Annotated in this window: 21 protein-coding genes and 1 pseudogene; 12 read left to right on the top strand and 10 right to left on the bottom strand. The window is 63.1% G+C overall.

From position 1 onward, the window contains the following. Positions 1 to 127 precede the first annotated feature (127 nt). From HWN72_RS24560 to HWN72_RS24550, 3 genes and pseudogenes are all read left to right on the top strand, one after another. A pseudogene (locus tag HWN72_RS24560) lies at positions 128 to 1,160 on the top strand (IS110 family transposase). 316 nt (positions 1,161 to 1,476) lie between these two features. Next, complete coding sequence (locus HWN72_RS24555) at positions 1,477 to 1,659, top strand: hypothetical protein (RefSeq protein ID WP_156799939.1); 183 nt, start codon at positions 1,477 to 1,479, stop codon at positions 1,657 to 1,659. A 235-nt stretch (positions 1,660 to 1,894) separates the two neighbouring features. After that, a complete protein-coding gene (locus HWN72_RS24550) occupies positions 1,895 to 2,161 on the top strand; it encodes a hypothetical protein (RefSeq protein ID WP_036524974.1) in 267 nt (88 codons plus the stop codon). A 284-nt stretch (positions 2,162 to 2,445) separates the two neighbouring features. Here the strand turns inward: HWN72_RS24550 and HWN72_RS24545 are convergent, their stop codons facing one another. Beyond that, positions 2,446 to 2,913, bottom strand: a complete 468-nt coding sequence (locus tag HWN72_RS24545; protein ID WP_036525294.1) for an Lrp/AsnC family transcriptional regulator — start codon at positions 2,911 to 2,913, stop codon at positions 2,446 to 2,448. A gap of 126 nt (positions 2,914 to 3,039) precedes the next feature. Between HWN72_RS24545 and alr the strand changes: the two genes are divergently transcribed. Genes alr through HWN72_RS24530 form a run of 3 tightly spaced genes read left to right on the top strand, consistent with a single transcriptional unit; the run spans position 3,040 to position 5,795 of the window. Beyond that, positions 3,040 to 4,158 carry an alanine racemase gene (gene alr, locus HWN72_RS24540; protein WP_008828690.1) on the top strand — a complete coding sequence of 373 codons (1,119 nt, stop codon included), beginning with the start codon at positions 3,040 to 3,042 and terminating at the stop codon, positions 4,156 to 4,158. Then, a complete protein-coding gene (locus HWN72_RS24535; protein ID WP_008828689.1) occupies positions 4,155 to 5,405 on the top strand; it encodes a D-amino acid dehydrogenase in 1,251 nt (416 codons plus the stop codon). Before alr ends, HWN72_RS24535 begins: the two co-directional genes overlap by 4 nt. Positions 5,406 to 5,447: 42 nt before the next feature. Next, complete coding sequence (locus HWN72_RS24530; RefSeq protein WP_008828688.1) at positions 5,448 to 5,795, top strand: RidA family protein; 348 nt, start codon at positions 5,448 to 5,450, stop codon at positions 5,793 to 5,795. Positions 5,796 to 5,817: 22 nt separating this feature from the next. Here HWN72_RS24530 and HWN72_RS24525 read toward each other — a convergent pair whose 3' ends face one another. Next, positions 5,818 to 6,999: an SGNH/GDSL hydrolase family protein gene (locus HWN72_RS24525; RefSeq protein WP_008828687.1), complete on the bottom strand. Its 1,182-nt coding sequence runs from the start codon at positions 6,997 to 6,999 to the stop codon at positions 5,818 to 5,820. 99 nt (positions 7,000 to 7,098) lie between these two features. After that, entirely contained in the window at positions 7,099 to 9,591 is a 2,493-nt protein-coding gene (locus tag HWN72_RS24520) for a TonB-dependent receptor (protein ID WP_211151602.1), read from the bottom strand. Positions 9,592 to 9,740: 149 nt separating this feature from the next. On the opposite strand from HWN72_RS24520, the gene HWN72_RS24515 reads away from it, so the two are divergent. Both HWN72_RS24515 and HWN72_RS24510 read left to right on the top strand, forming a co-directional pair. Next, positions 9,741 to 10,748: an NADP-dependent oxidoreductase gene (locus HWN72_RS24515; RefSeq protein WP_008828685.1), complete on the top strand. Its 1,008-nt coding sequence runs from the start codon at positions 9,741 to 9,743 to the stop codon at positions 10,746 to 10,748. Then, on the top strand, positions 10,748 to 11,539 hold the full coding sequence (locus tag HWN72_RS24510) for a ThuA domain-containing protein (protein ID WP_008828684.1): 792 nt from the start codon (positions 10,748 to 10,750) through the stop codon (positions 11,537 to 11,539). The genes HWN72_RS24515 and HWN72_RS24510 overlap by 1 nt, the downstream gene beginning before the upstream one ends. Before the next feature lie 4 nt (positions 11,540 to 11,543). Here the strand turns inward: HWN72_RS24510 and HWN72_RS24505 are convergent, their stop codons facing one another. The 3 genes from HWN72_RS24505 to HWN72_RS24495 all read right to left on the bottom strand — a co-directional run bounded on the left by HWN72_RS24505 (position 11,544) and on the right by HWN72_RS24495 (position 15,150). Then, complete coding sequence (locus HWN72_RS24505; RefSeq protein ID WP_036524981.1) at positions 11,544 to 11,885, bottom strand: hypothetical protein; 342 nt, start codon at positions 11,883 to 11,885, stop codon at positions 11,544 to 11,546. 83 nt (positions 11,886 to 11,968) lie between these two features. After that, positions 11,969 to 12,733, bottom strand: a complete 765-nt coding sequence (locus tag HWN72_RS24500) for an SDR family NAD(P)-dependent oxidoreductase (RefSeq protein ID WP_008828682.1) — start codon at positions 12,731 to 12,733, stop codon at positions 11,969 to 11,971. Between the two features lie 92 nt (positions 12,734 to 12,825). Then, positions 12,826 to 15,150 (bottom strand): TonB-dependent receptor, encoded by a 2,325-nt coding sequence (locus HWN72_RS24495; RefSeq protein ID WP_036524984.1) that lies wholly within the window; start codon positions 15,148 to 15,150, stop codon positions 12,826 to 12,828. Between the two features lie 153 nt (positions 15,151 to 15,303). Between HWN72_RS24495 and HWN72_RS24490 the strand changes: the two genes are divergently transcribed. Together HWN72_RS24490 and HWN72_RS24485 are read left to right on the top strand one after the other, a co-directional pair. Next, positions 15,304 to 16,317 carry an NADP-dependent oxidoreductase gene (locus HWN72_RS24490; protein ID WP_008831895.1) on the top strand — a complete coding sequence of 338 codons (1,014 nt, stop codon included), beginning with the start codon at positions 15,304 to 15,306 and terminating at the stop codon, positions 16,315 to 16,317. Beyond that, complete coding sequence (locus HWN72_RS24485) at positions 16,314 to 17,030, top strand: SDR family NAD(P)-dependent oxidoreductase (protein WP_008831894.1); 717 nt, start codon at positions 16,314 to 16,316, stop codon at positions 17,028 to 17,030. Before HWN72_RS24490 ends, HWN72_RS24485 begins: the two co-directional genes overlap by 4 nt. Before the next feature lie 139 nt (positions 17,031 to 17,169). Here the strand turns inward: HWN72_RS24485 and HWN72_RS24480 are convergent, their stop codons facing one another. Genes HWN72_RS24480 through HWN72_RS24465 form a run of 4 tightly spaced genes read right to left on the bottom strand, consistent with a single transcriptional unit; the run spans position 17,170 to position 23,303 of the window. Next, positions 17,170 to 18,630, bottom strand: a complete 1,461-nt coding sequence (locus tag HWN72_RS24480; protein WP_211151601.1) for a lipopolysaccharide biosynthesis protein — start codon at positions 18,628 to 18,630, stop codon at positions 17,170 to 17,172. Continuing rightward, complete coding sequence (locus HWN72_RS24475) at positions 18,627 to 20,021, bottom strand: glycosyltransferase (RefSeq protein WP_081798956.1); 1,395 nt, start codon at positions 20,019 to 20,021, stop codon at positions 18,627 to 18,629. Before HWN72_RS24475 ends, HWN72_RS24480 begins: the two co-directional genes overlap by 4 nt. Next, positions 20,018 to 21,157 (bottom strand): acyltransferase, encoded by a 1,140-nt coding sequence (locus HWN72_RS24470; protein ID WP_083274773.1) that lies wholly within the window; start codon positions 21,155 to 21,157, stop codon positions 20,018 to 20,020. Before HWN72_RS24470 ends, HWN72_RS24475 begins: the two co-directional genes overlap by 4 nt. Continuing rightward, positions 21,147 to 23,303 (bottom strand): polysaccharide biosynthesis tyrosine autokinase, encoded by a 2,157-nt coding sequence (locus tag HWN72_RS24465; protein ID WP_162177371.1) that lies wholly within the window; start codon positions 23,301 to 23,303, stop codon positions 21,147 to 21,149. Before HWN72_RS24465 ends, HWN72_RS24470 begins: the two co-directional genes overlap by 11 nt. A gap of 142 nt (positions 23,304 to 23,445) precedes the next feature. Here HWN72_RS24465 and HWN72_RS24460 point away from each other — a divergent pair, with 142 nt between their 5' ends. Together HWN72_RS24460 and HWN72_RS24455 are read left to right on the top strand one after the other, a co-directional pair. Continuing rightward, complete coding sequence (locus HWN72_RS24460) at positions 23,446 to 24,624, top strand: glycosyltransferase (RefSeq protein WP_051586770.1); 1,179 nt, start codon at positions 23,446 to 23,448, stop codon at positions 24,622 to 24,624. Then, entirely contained in the window at positions 24,617 to 25,699 is a 1,083-nt protein-coding gene (locus tag HWN72_RS24455) for a glycosyltransferase family 2 protein (protein WP_008832831.1), read from the top strand. Before HWN72_RS24460 ends, HWN72_RS24455 begins: the two co-directional genes overlap by 8 nt. Positions 25,700 to 25,702: the final 3 nt, after the last annotated feature.

Genomic DNA, 25,702 nt, shown 5'->3' with positions numbered 1-25,702 from the left:
TGGATGGGGAGCGGACCTGTCCGGATAAAGTTCAGGGTGACGGCGGATTTGGGTGATGGGGTGGACGCCCCCCGACGGCATCGATGTGCCATAGTGGAGGTGTTGAACACCACTTGAGGAGGCGTCCGTGTCGGAAGTTACCACAATCGGTTTGGATATCGCCAAGAATGTTTTCCATGCGCATGGTGCGGATGCGCGTGGGCGAGCGTTGTTCAGTCGCAAAATCAGCCGCACCAAGCTGCTGGAATTCTTTGCCCAGCATCCGCGGTGCACGGTGGCGCTCGAGGCTTGCGGAGGCGCGCATCACTGGGGCCGCGAACTCACGGGGCTAGGGCATGACGTGAAGCTCATTGCGCCAACTTACGTGAAGCCGTTCGTGAAGCGGCATAAAAATGATGCGATAGATGCCGAGGCGATCTGCGAGGCGGCACAGCGGCCAAACATGCGGTTTGTGGCGATCAAAAGCGAAGAGCAACAGGCATCCGGGCTGGTGTTCCGGACCCGCGATTTGCTGGTGCGTCAGCGTACGCAACTGATCAATGCGATCCGAGGGCACCTCACTGAGTATGGCTGGGTGGCGCCAAAGGGGCCGTCGCACGTTGCGATGCTTGGTGACCTGCTCGAAGACGAGATTGGCTCTTCGCTTCCTGAGGCAGCCAAGGCGATGTTTCGCACGATGCTAGATCTTTTGGAGGAACTGAACGACAGGATCGGTGATCTCGACAAAGAGATCGCACGGCGAGCACGCGAGGATGCGATCGCGCGACAGCTCATGACGATCCCTGGCGTGGGCCCGATCACGGCCACCGCTATCGCGGCGCTGGCCCCGCCGGCCGAGACCTTTGCAAAGGGGCGCGACTTTTGCCGCCTGGCTCGGTCTCGCACCTCGGCAATTGTCGACGGGAGGCAAACAGAAGCTGGGCTCGATCACGAAGATGGGCGAGCGAACACTCAGGCGGCTACTCATCATCGGTAGCAGCGCTGTCGTGCTACAGGCGAGCAAACGAGGCGCTCCGGCAGGATCATGGCTCGAACAGATGCTGGCCAGGAAGCCGCGCATGTTGGTGACCGTCGCGCTTGCCAACAAGACTGCGCGGATCATCTGGGCGTTGCTCATGAGCGAAGAGGATTACAGAGTTCCGGTCGCAACTGCGGCGTAAGCCACAGCGGACCAGGGGTCGTCGGAGGACGTAGTCGGTCGAAGGAGGGTATGGCACAACAGTCGGCGAGACGGGGCTGGAAGAACAAGTGCTAACCACCGTGCCACATGCACGCTTAGGGTGAAGTGGTTCCAGTCCGCGAACTCCCATACGGGCCCGCAGCCTCCGGTGCTGCATCAGAGGCCGGACAGATGGCAGCATCCGACTACGTGCCTATTCTCCCGAATACCGCTTGCGTTCGTGCGGGCGTCCACAGATGGGTAGCGGACCGAAGGATTGCTAGCGTTCCTCGTTCTTTCGCTATGGGGCTAATCGAATGGCCATCGAGAAGTCGAAAATTTTGAAGATGGGCATCCCTCTCGCCGGGTCCACATTTATTTTAGCTCTTGAATGCTTTCGCTACGGGCTCTCATGGCGCATCCTTGCTACACTAGGAGTCTTTGTTGGCAGCTACTTCCTCGCCTCAATTATTCTTGGTCGGAAAGCCAATCGACTATGACGGCCTGACACAGGCCCTTGCGGCTATCGTGGTCACGAACGGGCTCGTCCACACAGGGGCGCGGGCGGTCAGGCAGCCTTTCTTCGCGGGCGGGCGGAAACGGACAAGCGGGAATGGAGCGCGGCCCCCGGCCCCTAAAGGACCGAAAGGGGTGGAAAGCAGCCATGGCGCGACATATGGTTTATGAATGATACAGGATCGTAAGCGCAGTCCCTACGTCAAAGCATGTGTGTTCATGCTTTACCTGATCGTTGCCCTGTTTGTGATCATGTGGGTTTTGCCATCGGCTTTAACGAACCTCGGCGTTCCATCCGACTTGGTTATGTGGATCGAATTCGCCTTTGGGCTGCTATGGTTCGTCGTCGGGGGTGTGAGATCATTCATGATCGCCTGCCCGAATTGCGGGAGATCACTCTTCATTCGTCACGGTTTTATCAGCGTACTGTGGCCTCCGAAGCGTTGCAGCAAGTGTGATCTGAACTTGATTGAAGGTGACGCATGACTGCTATGGGGCGCTTCCGGAAAGTCCGCTTTCCTACAAACATCGCTGTCCGATACCTTGCGGGCTATGACCGGCTCGTCCATCTCTATCCGCAAAAGGTTACACTGCAAGGCTACACATCGTCTTCGCAAGGTGACACATCGCGCGCCAAAGGTGTCACCTTGCCCCCTTCAAGGTGACATTTTCTGACACAAGGTGACACGTTTTCTCTGGACGGTGTAAACCGTGTAAACCCTGTCACCTTGTGAGAAAGGCCATGGTGGACGATCGATCGGGAAGGAGCGCTATTTTCGCGCGCGCCGCGGACGCATGGCGTCGCGCATCGCGAAGCTGGAGTTGATGCGGGTGACGCCCGGAAGTCGCGACAGGACCTCCCCGTGGATCGCCTCATAGGCGGCAACGCTTTCCGTGCGCAGCCGCAGCCAGTAATCGACGTTGCCCGTCATCAGGAAGCATTCGCGCACTTCGGGACACTGCCGCACCGCGTTTTCGAAACGCGACAGGTAATCCTCGGTCTGGCGGTCCAGCGTGACCTGCACGACGATATCGACCCCGCGCTCGTCATCGTCTTCCGGCCCGGTGAGCACGGTGTAGCCGCGAATGACGCCGCGGTCCTCGAGCAGGCGGATACGGCGCAGGCACGCGGACGGCGAAAGGCCGACTTCCTCGGCGATCTCGGAATTGGGCCGCCTGCCGTCGAGACGCAACAGGCGGATGATCGCGCGATCCACGGGGTCGGAGGTCACTGGCATGATCTTGTGATTTGTCCGCATTATCGTGTGCAAGGCCACATAATGTGGCACAATATACATACATTCGGCAGCCTATTCGCTTCGTTATGCGATACGATGCATTAATCGGATCGCCAAGGGGGCTTCGTGATCACCGCTGCACGCCTGACCATCGACCTGGAGGCTCTGGCCGCCAACTACCGCCTGATCCGCGACCGCGTCGTGCCTGCGCAGACGGGCGGGGTGGTCAAGGCGGACGGCTATGGCCTCGGCGCGGTGACGGTCGCGCGCACGCTGATGGCCGAAGGTTGCCGCCATCTCTTCGTCGCCCTGTTCAGCGAGGCGGAAGCGCTGATGCCGCAACTGGAGAGCGGGGCCGAAGTCTACGTCCTCAACGGCCTTCTTCCCGGACTGGAACCGCGGTGTGCCGGGCTTGGCGCGATCCCGGTGCTCAATTCGCTGGACCAGGTCTCGCGCTGGTCGGCGCAGGCGCGTCAGAGTGGCCTGGCATTGCCTGCGGTCCTTCAGATCGACACGGGCATGTCGCGCATGGGCCTGCCGCCCGAGGAGGTGGAGCACCTGATCGCCACGCCGGCTTTGCTCGACGGTATCGAACTGCGCTTCCTGATCAGTCATCTGGCCTGCGCCGACGATCCGGAAGATCCGGCGAATGCGGCGCAGGAAGCGCTTTTCAACACCATCGCCGCGCGGTTCCCGCAGGTGCCTCGGGCGCTCGACAACAGCGGGGGAACGTTCCATCGACGCGGGCATTTCGACCTCGTGCGCGCAGGTATCGCCCTTTACGGCGGCAATCCCGGGACCGGGCCGAACCCGATGCAGCCGGTCGTAGGGCTGGAGGCGCCGATCGCGCAGTTGCGTACGATCCCTGCGGGAACCGGTGTCGGCTACGGCCTGACATTCCATGCCGCACGAGAGACGCGGATCGCGACGATCCCAGTCGGCTATGCCGACGGCTGGCCGCGCTGCCTCGGCAATCGGGGCGCGGCCTACGTCGCCGGAGTGCGGGCACCGATCGTCGGGCGGGTCTCGATGGACAGCATCACGCTCGACGTCACCGACGTGCCTGCCGGGCATTTGTATCCCGGCGCTCCAGTCGAACTGATCGGCCCGAACCAGAGCTTAGACCAGGTCGCGGCCGATGCCGGGACCATCTCCTACGAAATCCTGACCCAGCTCAGCCGCCGCTACGACCGGGATTATCTTCCGGTTCGTGCGCCCGCCCTCGACCGGAGCACCATCGCATGAAGATCGCCATTCTCGGCAGCGGCGTTATCGGCGTCACCTCGGCATGGTATCTGGCCAAGGCGGGCCATGAAGTCACCGTGATCGACCGGCAGGATGGCCCCGCGCTGGAGACCAGCTTCGCCAATGCCGGGGAGATTTCGCCGGGCTATGCCTCGCCTTGGGCTGCTCCTGGCATTCCGATGAAGGCGGTCAAGTGGCTGATGATGAAGCATGCGCCGCTGATCCTGCGGCCCCATGCCGACATGGCCATGCTGCGCTGGCTCGTCGCCATGCTGGGCAACTGCAACGCGCGCGACTACGCGATCAACAAGAGCCGCATGGTGCGCCTCGCCGAATTCAGCCGCGACTGCCTGATCGCGCTGCGCGGGGAAACCGGCATCCGCTACGACGAGCGCAGCCGGGGCACCTTGCAGCTCTTCCGCGAGCAGAAGCAGCTCGACGGCATCGGCAAGGACATCGCCGTGCTGCAAGCTGATGGCGTGCCTTTCGAGGTGCTCGACCGCGCAGGCTGCATTGCCGCCGAGCCGGGTCTTGCGGCCAGCACGGCGCCGATCGTGGGAGGGCTGCGGCTGCCGAACGACGAGACGGGCGATTGCTTCAAGTTCACCAATGCGCTGGCGGCGATGGCGGCAGCGAAGGGCGTCGAATTCCGCAATGGAATCAACATCCAGCGGCTGATCGAGGAGGGTGGCCGGATCGTCCGGGTGGAGACGGACAAGGGCAGCGTCTCCGCCGACGTGTTCCTTGTCGCGATGGGCAGTTTCTCGCCCCAGTTGGTGGCGCCGCTGAGCATTCGTCTGCCGGTCTATCCGGTCAAGGGCTATTCGCTGACGGTGCCGATCGTCGATGAGGCGCGGGCACCGGTCTCGACCCTGCTGGACGAGAGCTACAAGGTTGCGATCACCCGCCTCGGAGATCGTATCCGTGTCGGCGGAATGGCGGAAATCTCGGGATTTTCTCGCGACCTGCCGCCCGAGCGGCGCGCCACGCTGGAGCATTCGGCGGGCTCGCTGTTCCCCGGCGGCGGCGATCTGGAGGCGGCGAGCTTCTGGTGCGGACTGCGCCCGATGACGCCTGACAGCACCCCGGTGATCGGACCGACGCGCGTTTCCAACCTGTTCCTCAACACTGGACACGGCACGCTGGGCTGGACGATGGCCTGCGGTTCGGCGCATGTCATCACCGACCTCATCGGCGGTCGTCGTCCCGCGATAGAGGCTTCCGATCTCGCCATCAGTCGCTACTGAGCGGCACATAAACCGACATAGACCGACAGGGAACGACCACGCATGACCATAACCCGCATCGATCAGGGCACTCGCATGAGCGAAGCGGTGGTCCATGGCGACACCATCTACCTCGCCGGCCAGATCGGCAATCCGGGTGAGAGCGTCGCCGAGCAGACCCGCGTTGCGCTCGCCGAGATCGATGCCTTGCTCGCCCGGACCGGTAGCGACCGCGACCACTTGCTCTCGGCCACGATCTGGCTCGCCGACATGGCCGACTTCGCGGAAATGAACGCGGCCTGGGACGCATGGATCGCCGGGCACCCCGCACCCGCCCGCGCGACCGGCGAGGCGAAGCTGTTCGAGCCCGGCTACAAGGTCGAGATCATCATGATCGCCGCCAAGGCGTAACCGCGCCGCGCATGAGCGCCTGTCAGGGCAGGCGCCTCAGCGTGGCGAGATCGATGGCGTCGCCCATCGCCTTCAGCCCGGCGTCGTTGGGGTGGAGGTGGTCGCCCGGATCGAATTCGGGCCGCAGGTCGGCGGGCGCGGCGGGGTTGCGTACCGCAGCCTCGAAATCCACGATCCCGTCGAAGACCTTGCCGCTGCGGATCGCGGCGTTGACCGACTGGCGCACCCGCTCCTTCACCGGCGACATGTACCCGGCGCGCAGAGCGGGCGTCATCGTGCCGCCGATCACCTTGATCCCCAGTGCATGCGCACGCTCGACGAATTGGCGGTAGCCGTAGAGCAACTGCTCCGCCGTCACCGCATCGGGGCCGGTTTCCGTCCCTGCGCCGATGTCGTTGATGCCTTCGAGGAAGATCACGTGAGTGACGTTCGGCACGCTCGCCACGTCGCGCCAGAAGCGGTCGAGTGCGGACGTCGCGCGGCCCGCTTTCAGCACCCGGTTGCCGCTGATCCCCATGTTGACGACACCGCAGCGCTGGACGGCGGGAAGGGCGGCGAGGCGCTCGGCCAGGCGCCCCGGCCATCCGCGCGTCTGGGGTGACAGGCCGAGAAACCCGTCGGTGATCGAATCCCCGAATGCGACCACGGTGCAGGGTGTCTGCGCAGAACGCACCGATACCAGCGAGAGATAGGGCCGTACCTTGATCGGGGTGAAGGTCGCCCCCGGCGTCGCGGGCGCGAAGGCCATCTCCATGCCGAGATTGGTGCGCCCGGGCCGCGACGGGGTGGAGAACGTTACGCTGACGATCACGTCCTGCGCATTGTGGAACGGCGCGAGGATCGGGTCGCTGATCACCGTCCCGCCTTTGGACAGTGCCACGGCGGGGAGCCCGGAGAACCGGATCGGATGCACCGGGTTGGTCCCGATTTCCGTGCCCACCGGCCCGGAAGGGCTGGCGATCGTCACCGCGCCTATGGCGAGCGGCTTGTCACCTTCGGCATTGCTGAAAGTGAGCTGCATCGCGTCGCCCGCCTGCGTCAGCCGCACGCGGTAGCGATAGGTCCCGGCGGGCTGCTCGGGTTCGTTCGCGCCGCTGTCGGCGGGGGCATAGCCCCATGCGCCCGCCCACTTCGGGGCTGCATGGGCAGGGGTGGAAATCAGGGTAGCGCCGCAGAGGGCGGCCAGAAACGTCGCGGTCTTCATGCCGCCTCTCTTGTCGGACCGGTGCGCCGCTTGTCCAGTCCTGTTTCATCGCATTGCAAGTGGATGAGCGAGGTGGCTGCGCCACCTCGCTCGCCTGGTTCAGAACCGCTTGGTCACTTCCACCATGACCGTACGAGGCAGGGTGCCGAAGCCCAGCTGGTCGGCCTTCACGCCCGCCGCAGTGCCGGTGCCGCCGCCGGTCGAGGGGCCATCGACCACGCCGGTGACGTAAAAACGGTTGGTCAGGTTCTTGCCGATCAGGGCGATCTGCCAGTTGTCGTCCTCGGCGCCGAAGCGCACGCCGGCATCGAGCGTCACGTACTTGCTCTGGCGCGACAGCGGGTTGCCGAAGCCGGAAGCGAGATAGCTGGCCGAGTACTTGCTATCGACGTTGAAGCCCAGCTTGTTGGCCGATCCGATCGAGACTTCGTAGCCGATGCCGAGGTTGCCGGTCCAGCGCGGGGCCACCGAAAGCGGTGCGCCGGTCAGGCTCTGGCGGCTGTTGCCCGACAGGTTGCAGCCTTCCGCCGGGGTCTGGCCTGCATAGCACGGTGCCAGCGGGAAGTCGGTGTAGGTCGCCTTGTCGTAGTTGATCGAGCCATGGATATCGAGCCCGGCGATGCCGTTGGGCGCGAACTCGAACTCGGCCTCGATGCCCTTGGTGCGCGCGTCGGCGGTAAGGGTCTGGAATGCGAAGATCGGCGAGTTGAAGAAGTCCACCTGCAGGTTGCGGTACTTGTAGGTGAACGCCGTGACGTTGAAGCGCAGCTGGCGATCGAGCAGGGTGGACTTGAAGCCAATTTCGAAGCCTTCCGCCTTCTCCGGATCGAAGGTGAGGTCGGCGGTGGGATCGCTCGAGAACTTCGAGTTGATGCCGCCGTTGGAGAAGCCGCCGGACTTGTAGGCGGTCTTGTAGGCGCCGTAGACCATGAGGTCGGGCGTCGGCTTCCAGGTCAGCGTGGCTTCCGGCGACCAGTTGGTGAAGTGCTGGCGCGCGGTCACGACGCCAAGGCCGTCGGGGTCGTTCTGATCGCGGAAGATGCCGAGGACCAGCGGGTTGTTGTAAGGCTGCGTGAAGAAGCTGTTCTTCGTCTCGTCAGTGTAGCGCACGCCGCCCGCGAGTTCGAGGTCGGGCAGGATCTTGTAGGTCATCTGGCCGAAGACGGCCATCGTCTCGCCCTTGGTGAAGCTGCTCTTCGCGGTGGTGACGTATTCGTAGCCCTCGGGCGCATCCGAATTGGAGACGCCGCCAGTCAGCACGAACTGGTCGAAGTCACGCCGCGTCTTCTGGTAGAGCATGCCGACCATCATGTTGAACGGCCCGTCGAACTGGGTCAGCGCGCGCAGTTCCTGGCTGAACGCCTTCCACGAGGAGTTCTCGGTCGCCCAGGTCGGGCCGATGCCGTTTTCGCTGCCGCCCGACTGGAAGTCGCAGGCGCAAGCCCAGCGGTTGTTGTTCCACTGGTAGTTGGTGACGGAAGACAGCTGCAGCTGGTCCGCATCGTACGTCAGGTTAAGCGTGCCGCCCGCCGAACGGTACTTGTTGTAGAGCGAGCCGTCCTTCTTCGCGTAGGGATAGGTCGCGGCGATGTCGGCGGGCATGTTGTTCTGGTGGGTGACGAAGTCCTTGCCGCAGGCATAGCCGTTGAGCTGCGAGGTATCGCCGTCGCCGCACCGGTAGGCCACGTAGTTCCACGAGGAGTTGTTGACCGTGCTCTGGTCGAAGCTGCCCTTGAGGGTGGCGGTGAAGCGGTCGGTCGGTTCCCACTTCAGGGTGGCGCGGGTGAGGAATTCCTCTTCGCCCGGCGCCTTGCGTGCGGCAGGCTGGGCGACATGGGTGGTCGCATCGCCGGTGCCGCCTGCGAGGATGCTGGCGGAGTCGATCTCGGTGTAGTTGATGGGATCGGCGACGTTGCGATAATAGCCGCCGTCCATCTTGGTATAGCGCGCGGCCAGACGGAAGCCGAGGGTGTCGCTGATCGGGCCGGAAAGGTAGCCTTCCAGGCGGTACTGCTGGCTCTTGATCTCGTAGCCGCCCTTGACCATGCCCTCGAACTTGTCGGTCGGGTCGGCAGTGGTGATCGAGATCACGCCTGCCGTCGCATTCTTGCCGAAGAACAGCGCCTGCGGGCCTTTCAGGACCTCGATGCGGGCGAGGTCGAAGAAGCCTTCGTTGATGACGCGGCCCTGCCCATAATAGGCGCCATCGACGACGACCGCGACCGACTGCTCGATGCCGATCGAGGTCGAGGACGAACCGATGCCGCGCAAGGTGAGCTGCGCGCCCGAACCGTTCGAGGCGCGGCCGACGCTGAACTGCGGGGCGATCGCGGTGATCTTCTCGACGCTGGTGACATCGCGCGTGGCGATCTGCTCGGCGGAGATGGCGGTGACGGCAACGGGCACGTCCTGCACGGATTCCTGCCGCTTGCGCGCGGTGACGATGATCTCGTTGAGGCCGCCCTTCTGCTGGGCCGCGTCATCCTGAGGAGCGGCAGCCGGTGCCTCTGCAGACGTATCCTGGGCCATGGCCGGAGACGCCACCATCGTCAGCGCCGTGGAGACGAGCAGGACGGATTTGGGGACTCGCATTTCAGAAACCTCCCGTTTTGTAATCGTTCTTGGCTGCTGGTTAGACCCGTCGCGGTTGGGGGGCGTCCTGTGCAAACGGATAGCCCTATCAGTTTGGACAGGTGGCCTCGGCGGGGCTGCGCGCGAGGGTCGGGCAGAGGAGACCTGAATTGACGCGCTGCCGTTTCTGGCGACTGGATCGCCACCCCGAAGGAAATACCGATTTCGCCCGTTTCCTGAGCTTGCAGGAAGAAGACTGCGCGCCGCTGGCCGATGGCGAAGTGCGTATTGCCACCGAGTGGCTTTCGATGGACGCGGGCACGCGCATGTGGATGAGCCCGCGCACCGACGGCTATCAGCCGCCGCTGCCGCTGGGATCGAAGATGGTCGGCCTCGTGCTCGGCCGCGTGATCGAGAGTGCGGACGCGGGCTATCCGGTCGGCGCGCTGGTGCGCGGCTTCGGGCAGTGGGCGGACGTCGCCACCGTGGTCCCGGCGCTGACCGGGCTGGAAGTGGTGGACGAGACGGTCGCCGATCCGCGCCAGCATTTCGGCGCGCTCGGCATGAATGCCTGGACGGCCTATGTCGGCGTCAAGGAAGTCGCGTCGGTGAAGCCGGGCGAGTGGCTGGTCGTCTCGGCGGCGGCCGGAGCTACGGGAAGCCTCGCCTGTCAGGTCGGCCGGAACCTCGGGGCGAAAGTCGTCGGTATTGCGGGCGGGGCGGACAAGTGCCGCTACCTGACCGAAGAGGTCGGTGTCGACATGGCGATCGACTACCGCAATGAGGACGTCGACGCGCGATTGGCCGAAGTGCCGGGCGGGGTGAACGCCTTCTTCGACAACGTGGGCGGGCCGATCCTCGACGCGGTGCTCGGCAACATGGCGCATTACGGGCGCGTCGCAGTGTGCGGAATGGTCGCGGGCTACGACACCGATGCGCCGATGCCGGGACCGGCGAAGTTCGATCAGGTGCTGATGCGGCGCCTGCGGATCGAGGGCTTCTTCATCCCCGACTTCCTCCATCGCGGCGCCGAATTCATGCCGCAACTGCGCGAATGGCTCGATGCCGGGAAACTGGCGGTGCGCTTCGACGAGACCGCCGGGCTGGAGAATGTCCTCACCGCTTACGAACGGATGCTGACCGGCAAGAACATCGGCAAGGTGGTCGTGAAGCTCTGATGCCGACGATCCGTCATCGCGCTCCGATCCAGTGCCTGGTCGCCGTACGCGGGCATCCGTTCGATCGTACTGCCTTTGATGCGCTGTTCCAGTCGATGGAGGGTATCAGCGCGACGATGGTGGACCAGCCCGCAGCGGCCAAGCTTATGAACACTGACGGGATGCGCGGCTTCGATGCGCTGGTGCTCTACGATATGCCGGGCCTCGATTTCGAGGTAGAGGTGGGAGCGCCGCTGCATCTTGATCCGCCACCGGGACTGGCTGACGGCTTTCGCGCGTTGCTGGAGGAGGGCAAGGGCGTCGTCGCGCTGCACCACGCGCTGGCGGGCTGGCCGACTTGGGACGAATATCACGAATGGCTGGGCGGGCGGTTCCTCTACCATCCGGGCACGGTGCGCGGACGACCGGTGCTCGATAGCGGCTATGCGCACGGCGTAACATACGATGCGGTGGTTCTGGCGGAGCACCCGGTGACGGCCGGCCTGCCACCGCGCTTCACGTTGACCGACGAGACCTACCTTGCGGAGATCTTCGCAGAGGATGTGACACCTTTGCTGCGGGCAGACATTCCCTTCACGCGCGAGCAGTTCTTCTCCGCCGAACTGGCGGTCCGGGGACGCATGTACGACCGCGAGGACTGGGACCATCCGCCGGGCAGCGATCTGATCGGCTGGACGCGTGAGGTGGGACGCAGCAGGCTGGTCTACCTCCAGCCGGGTGACGGGCCATCGGCTTACGACGATGTGAATTACCGGCGGCTGGTGGAGAACGCGATCCGCTGGGTCGCGTGAGCGTTCAGTCGTTCGCGGTGAGCCGATCCAGCCAGGCGCGGGCCTGCTTGGGCTCGCCCACGGCCTGCGAGTCCACCGGGCCGCGCTGGCGCAGGAATTCCTGGTGGAGTTCGAAAGGCTCCATGAACAGCTGTTCGCGCGCGGTGTCGATCTCTTCGGCGAGTTCGGTCAGTTCGGCGATCGTCGGAGCTACGGCTGCGCGTGCAGCGCGGTCGGCATTGTGGTCGAACAGGCCCCACTTGCCTGCCGCACAGACCTTGAGCGCGGCGATCAGCGCCTCGCGGTAATCGACCTCGAGGTCGGCGCGGCGGGTGTCGAGGCGTTCGAGACGGTCTGCTTTGGCCATCCGGCGGCGGTAGAACGGGGCAGCGCGGACTGCAAGTGCCGCAATCCTCCCCATCGCTGCGCGACAGGGAGGATCAGGAGCGATCACATCGCGGTCACGCCGCCGTCCACGGTGAATTCGCAACCGGTGACGTAGTTCGCCTCGTCGCTGGCGAGGAACAGGTTCATGTTGGCGATGTCGACGGGGCTGCCCATGCGCTTCATCGGAATGCCGGAGACAATCTCCTTGAAGCCCTCGGGGTTATCCTGGCGGGCGACGTCCTGCATGGCGGTCTCGATCATGCCGGGATGGACCGAGTTGCAGCGGATGCCCTCGGCAGCGCATTCCAGCGCCACGACCTTGGAGAACAGGCGCACACCGCCCTTGGCCGCGCCGTAGGCTCCGCACATCGGCACGCCGACCAGCCCGCCGATCGAGGAAAGGTTCACGATCGAGCCGCCGTGGCCGACCTTGCGCATCAGCGCCACCGCGCGCTGGGTGCCGAGGAACACGCTGTCGAGGTTGACCTTGTTCTGCTTCTCCCAGTCGGCGAGGGAGAGTTCCTGCAGCGGCTTGAGAATGGCGATCCCTGCGTTGTTCACCAGCACGTCGAGACGCCCGTGGCCCTGCTCGATCGCAGAGATGGTGTCATCCCACGAGGCTTCGCTGGTCACGTCCTGTGCCAGTGCCTCGGCCTGGCCGCCTGCCTCACGGATCGACGCGGCGACGCCTTCGGCGTCTTCCAGCCTGAGATCGGTGACGTAGACGAAGGCACCTTCCTCCGCGAAGCGCTGCGCGGTGGCGGCGCCGAGGCCCCGGGCGTTGCCCGCGCCGGTTACCAGAGTGATCTTGCCTTCGAGACGGCCCATTTCATGTACTCCTTCTTCAAAGTGAAGGGTGCCCGGCGCCGCCCCCAAGGGACTGACGCCGGACACCCCATTTCCCCCGCTGGGGTAACAGGTCAGAATTTCACGCCGACGGTGGCTCCGTACGTGCGCGGTTCCAGTGCCATGCCGAACGAGAACAACCCGGCCACGGTGAACGCGTGCGTCGTGGTCTTCTCGTTGGCGAGGTTGCGGCCGAAGACGCGGAAGTAGGCTTCCTTGTCGCCGACATCGAAGTTGAAGGTCAGGCTGGCATCGACGAGGTCCTGCGTGGTGGTACGCACGCGGGCATCGTTGCCATTGACCGTCACGCCGGTCACGTCGCCGCTGCCGTCGAGCGTCGGCGTCAGGGATTGTTGCGAGATCTGCTCGTCATAAGGGCTGATGTGACGCCACCCGGCGGTGGCGACGACCTTGCCGAAGCTGGTCGGGATCTCGTAGTCGGCATTGACCGAGCCGGTGAACTTGGGCGCATAGATCAGGCGGTTGGCGGAGTAGTTGAACGGAACCAGTCCGGCGCCGCAGCTGTTGGCCGCCGCCGTGCCCCCCGCATAGGCGCCGCAGGTCACGAAGTTGCGGAAGTGCGACTTCATGTAGGCAGTCGAGGCGGTGATCTTGAACTGCGGGGTGATGCGCAGGGTGGCGTCGGCCTCGATGCCCTTGATGATCGCGCCGCCCGGCACGTTGCCGGTGATCGTCTGGTTGCCGAGCGGGCCGCCGGGAACCGTCAGGTTCTGCTGCATGTCCTTGTAGTCGGACACGTAGCCCGCAACGTTGAATTCCAGCTTGCGATCGAACGCCGAGAGCTTGGCGCCCACTTCGTAGGCGTCCACGGTCTCGGGCTGGAACGGGGTGCTCGCGGTGGCGGCGGTGGCCGCGCGGGGGCTGAAGCCACCCGAACGATAGCCGCGCGACCAGCTGGCATAGAGCATCACGTCGCTGCTGGGGCGATAGTCGATGCCGACCTTGGGCGTGAACTTGGTGAAGTTCGCGTCCCCGGAACCGATCAGGCCCGCCGTGGCGAAGCTGTTGGTCAGCTTCTTGTTGTCATGGCTCCAGCGACCGCCGAAGGACAGGCGCCACTTGTCGGCGAAGGCCCAGTTGAAGTCGCCGAAGAAGGCGTAGCTGGTGGTCTTGCCGACGTTGGTCTGGGCGTTGGTATCGAACTCCATCGGCGGAATGCTCGGATCGAAGCCGAAGAAGCGCGTCCACTGCGTCAGGCTGTACTTCGAATGGAAGTAGTACCCGCCGACAACGTAGTCGAACCCGGTGAACAGGTTGCCTGCAGCGCGCAGTTCCTGGCTCCACTGCGTGTACTTCTGGCGGCGATCGACGTAGTAGAGATCGCTCGACGACCCGTCGAAGTCCTGGGTCTGCGCTTCCTTGCTGTGCCGCCAGCCGGTGATCGAGCTGAGCTTGATGCCGCCCAGATCATAGTTCATCTGCAGCGTGGCGTTGGGCGCCTTGTAGGTGCTCTTGGCGGGCAGGGTGAACACCGTATAGAGGTCGGTAGTGTTGTTGCGGCCGCATTCGTTGGCGGGGATCAACCCGCAGAACAGTTCGGTGCTGTTGGTCAGGTTGCTGACCACCGGCTCGAAGCTCTGCACCACGTTCTCGACCGAAAGCTGGGCGTCGAAGCCCGATCCGGCAGGCTCGAACAGCAGGCTGGCGCCGTAGCTGTCGGCCTTGCTGCCGCCCGCGCGGGTGTTGCGGATGGCATTGCGGTAGAAGCCGTCGGACTCGTTGTGGAAGTACCAGCCCTTGATGCCCCAGGTCTCGCCGTCGCCATAGTTGACGATGGCCTTGCCGGCCCAGGTGTTCCAGCGGCCGTAGGTGAATTCGGCCTTGCCGCCGGGCTCCATGGTGGGCTTGGTGCGGGTGATGTTGATGACGCCGCCGATGGTGTTGGCGCCGAACAGCGTGCCCTGCGGCCCGCGCAGCACTTCGATCTGGGCGATGTCGAAGGCGTCCTGCAACTGGCCGGTGTTGGTGCCGATCGTCACCCCGTCCACCACGACGCCGACGGTCGGGGTCTGCGACTTCTCGATGTCGGCATAAGTCAGGCCGCGGATCGAGATGTTGGCCGCCTGCGCGCCTGAATTCTGCTGGGTGATGAGCAGGCCCGGCGCGGCGCCCTGCAGGTCGCCGATGTTGGCCGAGGCCTTGTTCTCAAGCATCGCCGCGCTGACGGCGGTGATCGCGATCGGGGTTTCCTGCAGCGTTTCCGAGCGGCGGCGGGCCGAGACGATGATCTCGTTCGGATCGACCACGGCGGTGTCGGCCGCCTGCGGGGCGGCGTCCTGCGCGAAGGCGGGTGCCGAAATACAGGTCAGTGCGCTGGATGCGAGTGCGAGCTTGATGAGCGCGGTGTTCCGCGCTCCGCGAACATGTGCGGATGCCATCAGTTTATCCTCCCGGTGCGGCCGCGATTCTGTGAGGCCGTCTTCCGGTGGTCACTATGCATCGGATCGTTTCGCGCCCTACCTGTCGATTTGCACAGGTGCAGGTTTGCGTCCGAAATCGGACCACTCGCATAAATAGAGGAGATCGATGCCATGGCCGAGAACCGGCGATTCCTGCTTGCGCGCAGGCCGGAAGGGGAACCCGTTCCCGAAGACTTCATGCTGGTGACCGAACCTGTCCCCGCGCCGCCGCCCGGCGGTATCGTGGTGCGCAACCATTACGCCTCTCTCGATCCGGCCCAGCGCGGATGGATGGACGATACGGAAAGCTACATGCCGCCGATCCCGCTCGGCGATCCGGTGCGCGCAACGACGGTGGGCGTGGTCCATGCCTCGGACAACCCGGACTTCGCGGTCGGCCAATGGGTCATGGGGCTCAACGCACTGGAGGACTACTCCGTCGCCATGCCCGGCGGCTTCACGATGCCGATCGATGTAGAGGCCGTGGCGTCGCCGTCGAACTTCCTGTCCGCACTCGGCGCGGTCGGGCTCACGGCCTACTTTGGGCTGACGGAAGTGGCAAAGCCCCGGCCGGGTGAGACTCTGCTGGTCTCGGGCGCGGCAGGCGCCGTAGGCTCGGCCGTCGGCCAGATCGGCAGGATCATGGGCTGCCGCGTGGTCGGCATCGCAGGTGGTGCGGAAAAGTGCCGCCGCCTGATCGACGACTACGGCTTCGACGCCGCCATCGACTATAAGGGCAAGGACCACGCGAGCCTCGTCTCCGAGATCGCGGCGGCCGCTCCCGACGGCGTCAACGTGGTGTTCGAGAACGTCGGCGGCCCGGTGCTGGAGGCGGAAGTCTTCACCCTTGCGCATCACGCCCGGATCGTCCTGTGCGGCCTCATCGCCGAATACAACACGCCCGAAAAGCTGGGCCTGCGCAACTTGTGGCAGATCCTGGCCCGGCGCGCGACGATCCACGGGTTCCTGATCGCCGACTACGCGCACCGCTTCGCTGAAGGCGGCGCGCAGATGGCGCAATGGTTGGCAGAAGGAAAACTGCGCGCCGACGAGGACGTGCAGGAAGGGCTCGAGAACGCCTACCCGGCCTTCATGCGGCTGTTCTCCGGCGCGAATACCGGCAAACTGGTGTTGAAGATCGCATGAGCGCGGGCAGGCTGGCGGGCCGCAGGGCCATCGTTACCGGAGCAGGCTCGGGCATCGGTGCGGCCGTCGCCGCGCGGCTGGCGGCGGACGGGGCGCAAGTCTTCACCGCCGACATCCAGGGCGAGGTGGACTTCATCGCGGACCTTACCGAAGCGGATGCCAATGCGCGGCTGGTCGCCGCCGCGATAGAGCGGATGGGCGGGCTGGATACGGTTGTCCCCTGCGCCGGGATCAGCGCCTTCCATCCTCTGGAGGGGCATGACGACGCGTACTTCCAGCGCGTGCTCGACGTGAACCTCGTCGCCGTGTTCCGTCTGGTGCGCGAGGCTACTCCGCACCTGAAAGCACACGGGGCAGGGCGCATCGTCACGATCGGCTCGACCACCTCGACATATGGGGATGAGGGCCTGTGTGCCTATTCGGCATCCAAGCACGCAGTGCTGGGCTTCACCAAGTCCGTCGCAGCGGAGCTGGGGCCTTTCGGCGTCACCGCCACGTGCGTCCAGCCCGGCGCCATCGACACGCCGATGACGGCTCCCGCTTTTGATCAGATGCCGGAATACCGTACCTTCTGGGAAGGCAAGGCCCCGCTGCGCCGCCTCGGGCAAGCCGGGGACATCGCCGATGTCGTGGCCTTCCTGTGCAGCGAGGACGCGCGGTTCGTTTCCGGCCATGGCCTGTGGGTGGATGGTGGCGCGATGGTGCGGCATTGATCGCCAAAGGTGGGGACGGAGCAAGACCCAAAGCCGATCGGGACCTGGCGAGATAAATCCGCCGCAATCCCTCCCGCCGTATGTTCGCGGGTTGGTCCGGCACGCCGAGCCGACGGCGCTGCGATCGGTCGATAAAAGGTCAGCGCGGCGCGTTCCTGCACAACCTGCTGCGAAGCATGTCCCGCGCTTGGACAAGAATGGCAGGGTCCTGCCATATGTATGAACCGACATAGGTCACGACCCCTGAGGGCAATGCGAAGGCTATGATCCCCAGTGGCGATATGGACGCTTCGCTCGTCCGCACACATGCAAGTATCAGCACAACCATGAGTGCGCTGCTGGTCAGCGCGGGCCTAAGGCTTGCGAAAACGTCGCGAAACGGAATTTCCAGGCGTTTGCGCAGCAAATAGAGGCCATAAGGCAGAACGAGATAGCCACGAACCACTCCCGTCATCAACATGGCCTGCCACCCCCAGTCGTGGACCGCTGCCGCGGCCGCCAGACCAAGCACGATCTGCGTGGAGGTCCATGCCAGAACGGTCCGGGATTCTCCTGCCGAGGCGATGGCCGCCACGACAAGGGTGTTCATCTGCGAAGGAACTACGGCGCACGCGAAAATCCGGATCGCGTCGGCCACGGGTTCCCATCCCGGACCGAAGACAAGGTCCACGACCTGACGTGACAGAGCCAGCGTGCCGAAGAAGGCGGGGAACATGACGAACGCCGACAACCGGCTCATGCGCAGATACGTCGTTCGCATGGCCTGACGATCGTGTGCCGTTCGCGCCAGAACGGGCAGGGCGATCTGCTGGAACGGCGCATAAGTAACCTGGTTCAACACCTCGACGATGCGTGATCCGGCCCGAATGAATGCAACGGCCGCCGGGCCGACGAGAATGCCGGATATGACCTCGGCGCTGCGGATGTTGATCTGGTTGAGCGTGCCGGCGATGCCCAGATGAACCCCGAAGCGCATCATATCGCGGCAGGCGGCGCATTTAAACCTCGGCCTTGGCATCCAGCCGGTACTTATCCACGCACTGACAGCCATGGCGGCAGAAGCACCGATCCGTTGTCCGACAAGAGCCCACGCGCCAAATCCGGCCAAGGCAAGGGGCAACCCGACCAGCGCGCCCGCCAAAGAAGCGGCAAGGCTTCTTGCAGCCACGGAGCGGAAGCGCAGTTCACGCTGCAGGCGCGCGGTGTGTATGGTTCCGAGCGGGGTGATCGCGAAGATCGATGCGAGCGCAGCGACGATGGGGGCGAGTTCGGGCTGGTCGAATAATCGTGCGAGCAGCGGGGCGGCGGCGACAGTAACGACGCAGCATAGAAGTCCGCATGCCAGGTTGGCCCAGAACGCGGTGTCGGCGTCTTCTTCAGTAAGTGAGCGGCGCTGAACCACTGCTTCATTCATGCCGATGGTGCTGAGCGTCAGCAACAAGTCGATGACGAGGGCCGCCATCGCGACAAGCCCGAATGCAGGTGCTCCCAGCAAACGTGCCAAAATGGCAAAGGTCAGGAACGACAACGCTTGCGTCCCGAGGCTTGAAGCCGTGGACCAGAACAGCGGCTTCGCGACGTCAGGCGAAATTCTGTTCATGATCGGTTTCGGACTTTTGGATCGGCGTCCAGGTCGGGGCGATTGTCCTCCAGCCACGCGATGAACGCGGCATGGCAGACTTGTGGAGAAAAGTGCGTTCTGGCCGCCGATAATGCAGCGGTGCCCAGAGCCAGACGGTGTTGTTCATCCTCAAGCGACAATACCGCTTCGGCGAATGCTTGCGCTTCGTCCGCAACACGTATGACGGGCCGGCATTCGTGCTCCACACCTTGCAAAGTCACGCTGGTAGCAACCACGGCCTTGCCTTGCGCCATCGCTTCGACGAGCTTGATCTTCAGTCCCGACCCAAATGTCAGCGGCGAGATCACGACTGCCGCCGCCGCGTAGATCGAGGCAAGATCGTCAATTATTCCGTGGAACCTGACCCCTTCTGGTGCTCTTCCAGGAAAGGCGAGGGCCACCGATCCGACGACATCCAGCGTTGTCTCCGGAGACCTTGATCGGACGGTTGGCCAGACGTTTTCGAAGAACCATTCGAGACAGACGACATTGGGCGCGGTGTTGCTTCCCACGAAGAGGAGGCGTCCGGTCGCTCCTGGCTGCGCGGCCTCGACGGGACGGACTGCCATTGGCGCCAGTATCGATCTGGCCGCGGGCACATGTTCGGATACGAAGCCGGCCTCGTCGGCCTGGATCGCCAGGACTGCGTCGGCGCGGCGCAATAGTGCAATTTCCTGATCGCGATCGAGGTGACATACTGAATCGCGGCCGCCGGATGCGATTTTGCGGCGATGGAACAAGTCGTGCATCACGATTGCGCCGGGCAGGTCGGGCAGGAGGTCGAGAGCTTCCGCCTGAAAAGCATAGTCGGCGATGACAAGGTCCGCGCGCGCTCTGGCGTGCCTGATCACGAACGACCGGTCGGAATTTCGCCACGCGGCCGCTATGGAATATGGGCGTGGTCGATCTTTCAGCCATGTTGCGGTCAGTCCCGCACGCCGAAACCATCGGATCATGATGGCGAGAATGGCATCGCGAAAAACGCCGGGATCGAGTGATATGACCCATGATCCCAATTTCAGCACGCTGCGGATTTCATGCGAGTGAAACACACTCATTTCAGGCCGTAAGCGCATGACCGGCCATCGTCCCATAAGATCTGGAGACGGCTGCAACAGGTGAGGCGTAAACCCGGCACCTTTGGCCGCGTCAGCGAGATCCAGCAGATACGCGCTGCTGCCGTTCGTGCGGCCGATGATCCTTTGCCGACTTATGAAGAAAATATCGCCTTTTGAAGGCATACGATTTCGGTAAGAGTTATCTTTATTGATGAAATTTCCGGAAAATGAGATAAAATCCAGAAAAAATTTTTTCGGGTGCAGAAAAAATGCTAATGATGTTTGCGCGCTGGATAGCATAAAATTATTCATATATTTTGCATACGTTTCAGAGAATGTGATTTCGAATGCGAATGAAATTCCAAATTTTTATCTATAAATTTATTGGCATAATTTCGAGATATTGAATCAATTTTTGTGATTATTGATGCTGATATAACAACAAATAAGGCGCATAAAGGAAGTGTAAGCGTGTACTGGAAGTTGGATATAGCCTCCATCACGTGCTTAATGGGCGCATGTAGCGCGTATATCGGGTAAGATACTGCTCCTAGCCAATCTAAAATTGCACGGTTGGCTGGCGAAGGTATTGATTTTGCCCCAAGCATTACAAGTAATGGTGAAAAAATCATTACAAATGCCAGATCGTAAGCCGCTCTCGCACGCCCATCAAAATCAGGGATCAAAATTAAGACACAGATCATCAGGAGAACAGGAGTCGAAATGCATGGCACCTTTGGAACCCAGTACCTCCGGGTGCCATCAAGCACTACGCCAAAAGAAAACGAGAACGATACCCGCGACAATGCAACGAACCAATCTTGTAATACCACTCCATGATCAAGGTCACCGAAAATAACTACCGATAGGAGCAACCCCGCGAGACCCAGTACCATCCAGCACAGCAAGCCGATCGCCGTTTTGCGAGCAGAGGATCGCCGCGTTCGTGTCAGCCTTGCCGCGTATATCGCGTTTGCCACGAGTTCGTAGAACAGTGACCATGCGGGCGGATTGAAAAGAAATATGCCCCACGGAACGAACACGTTAGGCAGCATCAGCAGGTTGGCTGGTAATCCGGTAACGATGGCGAACAGACCGGGGCCTTGATCGGGACTGAACAGGCTCCGGCTCAATGCGAGCGAGAGTCCGATGAGCGTCCCGATCGCCATGACGGGTTGCAGGCGTACAAAACGCATCACCAAGAACTCGCGCAATCCCATGCCTTCTCGAAGCCGGGTTCCATAAGCATGGGCAATCACGAAGCCGCTTAGTACAAAGAAAAAATCCACTGCCAGATAGCCGCTTGCGAACAGCGAGCCCGCTGCGGCCGGCCGCCCTAGTGCCGCAAGAGTACGTAAGTGATAAAACAAAACCGAAAACGCGGCGATGCCGCGTAGTGCGTCCAGCGCAGCAAAGCGCTGGGGGGCTACAGTGTCCTCAGTCGACATAGTAGCCCTTGAATTTCTTGTGGTAGCCAAATGCGTCGGTGAGCCCCGCGCTGGCGAATTCCTTGATGTTCACCAGGCTGAGCGCAACCCCTCCCACCTTGCCGCCCCCTTGAGCGAGGAGGTCAAGAGTCGTCCGCACCGCTTTTTCCGGCGTTCGGCGCCAGCGTGCGATGACCAGAGTCTTGTCCGATAGCCTGGATACCATCCGTGTTTCGGCCACGCCCAGAACAGGTGCAGAATCGATGATGATGATGTCGAAACCCTCCCTCAGGCCAGCGATCAGGCGCGCCATGGCATCTTCCGTTATCTGGTCTTCCGAGCTCCGTTGGCCGAGGGTTGGCAAGATATGCAAGCCGGTACGATCTTCGCGCACCAGCGCTTCGTCGATCCGGATCGTACCATCCAGAACACGGAACAGCCCTTCGGCATTCCTGCCGGGTAACAGGGCGTCGGAAGTCGAGTGATGGCGTACGTCGGCGTCCACCAGCACGACACGCTGCTTGCCGATGGCCAAGGTTCGAGCCAGGCACATCGAAGTGGTGGACTTGCCCTCCCGGGGAAGAGCGGATGTGATGGTGAGGACTTTGGCCGTGCCGTCCGACATCGTGAGTCCAAGGTAGGTTGCAAGATTACGAAGGCTTTCCGTGAACAGCGACATCGGCCGCATTGTCACATAGTCCTGAGGCAGGATGCTTTCCGCTTTTGCACGAGTTGCTGAGGACAGGGTCGGAATGGCTCCTGCATAGACCGCGCCTAGGCCCGTCTCGATGTCGGCGCGGGTCGCGACCGTATCTTCCAGATATTCCGCGACCGCCATGGTCAGGCAGGCAGCTATCGCTGCTGCTGCCAGCCCGGCAAGCGCACCGAGAAGATAGCGGGGTGAGGAAGGGGTATCTGGTACACGTGCCACAGACGCGATCGTCGCGTCTGCGTTGGGCAACGCGCCGACCTGCGCGGTCTCTTTTTCACGCGTGAGGTAGGCGTTGTAGATCGCCCTGCTTGCCTCGGCTCGTCGCTCGAGTTCCAGGCGGCCCACTTGTGCCGAACTGTTCTGGGCCAGCGAGCCTTTCGCCTGTGCGCGACTTGCGAGCAATGAACCAAGCCGGGATTCCGCAATCTGCACATCGCCGCGCAGGCCGGAGATGATGCGCGTCAATTCGGCACCGAGTTGACTGCGTACGTCGGCAAGTTCATCGCGAGCTTCGACCACGTCGGGATGGAGCGCTCCATAACGCGCATCCAGTTGGGCCAGGCGGGCACTGGCCTGCGCTTCCTGCTGCCGCAGTTGCCTGACCGTTTCCGACGCAAGCGCGCTGCCGGTATCGGCCCCGCCTCCACCGCGCGCGATCTGGGTCTGAGCAGCGCTCAGCTTTCCGCGCTGTTCGGCCAGTTGCGCCTGCGAGTCCGCGATCTGGCGATTGAGTTCGGAGACTTCCTGCTCGGCCATGGTCGCGCCTTGCGCGCTCATGAGATTGTTGCGGATCATGTAGTTCTGAAGCGCCGCATCATCGGCGACCGCCTGGCGCTGCAGAGTGCTTGCCTGTCCTTCGACGTAGCGCGCGGACTGGCTGTTGCGCAGTTGCTTCTTGGTGCTGTCGAGTTGGATGTAGCGCCCTGCCAGCGCGTTGGCGATCCTTGCCGCGTTCACAGGGTCGGTGGAAGAGACCGAAATCTCGACGAGATATGTCACACCAACACGCCGAACATGACTTTGCGCCAGAAGGATTTCGGCCGTCCGGCGCTCGCGCTCTGCCGCGGATGCGGCGGTATCGATCTTGCCGCCGAACTCGCGTGTGCGTGCGAGACCCAGTTGGCGCACCACGTCCAGTGTCAATGCCGGCGAGCGGACCACTTGCACCGCCGTGTCGATCAGGTTGTCATCCGCAGGTGCCACGAAGCCGCGGTCGTTGATCTTCACCGGTTCCGCCTGCCGCGGCTCCAGCAGAAGCGTGCTTGTGGCGGTATAGGTGCGGGGCAGCAAGGCCAGTATGGTTGCGGCGATCGTCAGAGTGATCACGAAGGCCGAAGCGAAAGCCCACCTGCGCCTGAAGAAAAGCGCGCCTATTTCAGACGCCTCGGGAAATAGTCGAGCGGTTGCCCGGACGGATATTTCATCCGCTGCGGCGCCATGAATCCTGTTGCTCAAGGCGTTGCTCCAAATAGGATCATCTAAACATTGAGGCATATGCAGCAATGCCTAAGCATGTCGTCCGTAAAGCGTTGCGGTCGTCCTAGGTATAATGCCGATACGCCCCGTCGCTGGAAACAGAATTTCGCTCCATTTTGAGATGGAGTTTCGGGGTTTTCAGATGGAATTGGATCAAACTGTCAGGGCATCGGTGGCGTATCTCGTGCATGACATGGACGACACCGCCGTTCATCGGAGAGTCGATCTGCTTTTGGGAGAGGGTTTGGCGGTGGCTCTTGGCGGCTTTCGCAGGCGCGCATCGGTGATGGACACCGACATCGCGCATCGGGTGCTTGATCTGCGCCGCACTGTTGATCTGGGCCGCACCATGGATGCGCGATTGATGCAGCGTGCGGCGGCGGTGGCGCGACATCTTCTTGATCCGGCAGCGGTTCGGGAGCTTTGCTACGGAGCTTCGGTGATCGTCGCCCGAAACCTTGAGATGCTCGTGCTCGCGTGGCGTGTGCGCCGGCGCGAGCAGCGTCTGGTCTACGAGTGCCTGGACATCCATCGGCTGATGCTCGGCGGGGGCTGGAAATCCCGTATGCTCAGGTGGCTGGAGCGGTGGTTGCTGGCGCGCACGGACCTGGTGATCGTGAGTTCACCGGCGTTCGCGGATCGCTACTTTTCGAAAAGGCAACGGCGCTCCGAAGGCGTGATACTGGTGGAGAACAAAGTGTCCCGCTCGCGGTCCAGCGTGCCTCCCTCGCCTAGATCCTCCAGTGACGCCCCCATTGTCATCGGGTGGTTCGGAATGCTGCGCTGCCGCCGGACCTTCACGCACCTTGCCCAACTGGCACAGCGGGCGAGAGGGCGCGTGGAAGTGGTGATCGCCGGCATCGCCAGTCCTGCCGAATTCCCCGATTTCGAAGCGGAAGTGTCGAAGATCCCACGGATGCGATACCTGGGAGCCTATCGCCCCGAAGACCTGGCAGACCTTTATACCGGTGTCGATTTCGTCTGGGCCATCGACTATTTCGAGGAAGGGATGAATTCGGAATGGTTGTTGCCCAACCGGCTCTACGAAGGCCTGGCCCATGGCGCGATACCCATCGCCTTGAAAAGCGTCGAAACCGGGCGCTGGCTGGCGCGCCGTGATGTCGGGTTGTTGTTGGACGATGCGGACAGCGAACTGCCCGATCGATTGCTGGGGCTGACCGCCGATGAGCGATGGCGCATGCAGCTCGCCATTGCCGCCTTGCCGGATGGCGCGCTTCATCAGGCCCTTTCCGAGCGCCGTGCCATAGCCGAGGCCATCTTAGGGCGTGTCCGTGCCTGATTTCGACGGTGCCGACATGCTCATCGTCGTACCCTGCCTGAACGAGGAAGCGTACCTGCCCGCCTTGCTGGCGAAGCTACTGCGCAATGTGGGCGGTGCGCTGGTCGTGGTGGCCGATGGCGGAAGTACCGATCGAAGCAGGGAGATCGTCAGAAATCTCGCCTCCAGGCACGATAATCTGGTGCTGCTGGAAAATCCCAAACGGATGCAGGGGGCGGCGGTAAACCTGGCGGCTCGCCGCTATGGCGCCGGACGTCGCTGGCTGGTGCGGATCGACGCACATGCGCGATACCCGGAAGAGTTCGTCCCACGCCTCGTGCTTTCGGCGCAGGGCATGCGGGCGACCTCGGTGGTCGTGCCGATGACCACACGGGGGACGGGATGCTTCCAGAAAGCGGCGGCTGCGGCGCAGAACTCCGTGCTGGGCACAGGCGGCGCCGTGCATCGCCACGTCGGAAGGGGGCAGTGGGTCGAACATGGCCACCACGCCCTGTTCGACCTCGTCCTGTTCATGATGGTGGGAGGATATGACGAGGATTTTGCCGCTAACGAGGATTCCGAACTCGATCGCCGGCTTATCGCCGCGGGCGGCCGCATCTGGCTCGAGCCGGATGCTGCGATCGTCTACCACCCTCGTGCCTCCGTGAGCGCCCTGTTCAGGCAGTATCGCAATTACGGCAAGGGTCGCGCGCGCAATCTCAAGCGACATCCGGCACCGTTGAAGTTGCGCCAGATGCTGCCGATCGGCGTGCTGCCGGCAATCGCCACTGCACTGAGCGCATTTGCGGCGGCGCCTTTCGGGTTCGGAGCGATGGTGCTGGCAATACCTATGTCATGCTGGTTGGCGGTGTCGCTCGTCGGCGGGGCGTTGCTCGGCATGCGCGCGCGATCGGGATGTGCGGCCTGCTCCGGAATTGCCGCGATGACGATGCATGCTGGCTGGTCGCTGGGCTTCATAGGTGAGGCGCTGAGCAGGCGCAGGATGCCGCCGTCACCATCGTCGCTAAGGCTCGATCCATTGCCCGATGAGCCATCGATGGATGAAACACCGCTGCGGGTGGCACAGGCTACCTGATCA

The sequence above is a fragment of the Novosphingobium sp. HR1a genome, from assembly GCF_015594425.1.
Lineage (GTDB): Bacteria > Pseudomonadota > Alphaproteobacteria > Sphingomonadales > Sphingomonadaceae > Novosphingobium > Novosphingobium resinovorum_A.
Note: the sequence above shows the minus strand (reverse complement) of the source record. Positions and strands in the feature narration are given on the sequence as shown.

Excerpts from the sequence above, each read along its gene's own strand:
- HWN72_RS24555 (WP_156799939.1), top strand. The coding sequence starts at position 1,477 with ATGGCCATCGAGAAGTCGAAAATTTTGAAGATGGGCATCCCTCTCGCC.
- HWN72_RS24550 (WP_036524974.1), top strand. The coding sequence starts at position 1,895 with ATGCTTTACCTGATCGTTGCCCTGTTTGTGATCATGTGGGTTTTGCCA.
- HWN72_RS24545 (WP_036525294.1), bottom strand. The coding sequence starts at position 2,913 with ATGCCAGTGACCTCCGACCCCGTGGATCGCGCGATCATCCGCCTGTTG.
- HWN72_RS24535 (WP_008828689.1), top strand. The coding sequence starts at position 4,155 with ATGAAGATCGCCATTCTCGGCAGCGGCGTTATCGGCGTCACCTCGGCA.
- HWN72_RS24530 (WP_008828688.1), top strand. The coding sequence starts at position 5,448 with ATGACCATAACCCGCATCGATCAGGGCACTCGCATGAGCGAAGCGGTG.
- HWN72_RS24525 (WP_008828687.1), bottom strand. The coding sequence starts at position 6,999 with ATGAAGACCGCGACGTTTCTGGCCGCCCTCTGCGGCGCTACCCTGATT.
- HWN72_RS24520 (WP_211151602.1), bottom strand. The coding sequence starts at position 9,591 with ATGCGAGTCCCCAAATCCGTCCTGCTCGTCTCCACGGCGCTGACGATG.
- HWN72_RS24510 (WP_008828684.1), top strand. The coding sequence starts at position 10,748 with ATGCCGACGATCCGTCATCGCGCTCCGATCCAGTGCCTGGTCGCCGTA.
- HWN72_RS24505 (WP_036524981.1), bottom strand. The coding sequence starts at position 11,885 with ATGGCCAAAGCAGACCGTCTCGAACGCCTCGACACCCGCCGCGCCGAC.
- HWN72_RS24500 (WP_008828682.1), bottom strand. The coding sequence starts at position 12,733 with ATGGGCCGTCTCGAAGGCAAGATCACTCTGGTAACCGGCGCGGGCAAC.
- HWN72_RS24495 (WP_036524984.1), bottom strand. The coding sequence starts at position 15,150 with ATGGCATCCGCACATGTTCGCGGAGCGCGGAACACCGCGCTCATCAAG.
- HWN72_RS24490 (WP_008831895.1), top strand. The coding sequence starts at position 15,304 with ATGGCCGAGAACCGGCGATTCCTGCTTGCGCGCAGGCCGGAAGGGGAA.
- HWN72_RS24485 (WP_008831894.1), top strand. The coding sequence starts at position 16,314 with ATGAGCGCGGGCAGGCTGGCGGGCCGCAGGGCCATCGTTACCGGAGCA.
- HWN72_RS24480 (WP_211151601.1), bottom strand. The coding sequence starts at position 18,630 with ATGAACAGAATTTCGCCTGACGTCGCGAAGCCGCTGTTCTGGTCCACG.
- HWN72_RS24475 (WP_081798956.1), bottom strand. The coding sequence starts at position 20,021 with ATGAATAATTTTATGCTATCCAGCGCGCAAACATCATTAGCATTTTTT.
- HWN72_RS24470 (WP_083274773.1), bottom strand. The coding sequence starts at position 21,157 with ATGTCGACTGAGGACACTGTAGCCCCCCAGCGCTTTGCTGCGCTGGAC.
- HWN72_RS24460 (WP_051586770.1), top strand. The coding sequence starts at position 23,446 with ATGGAGTTTCGGGGTTTTCAGATGGAATTGGATCAAACTGTCAGGGCA.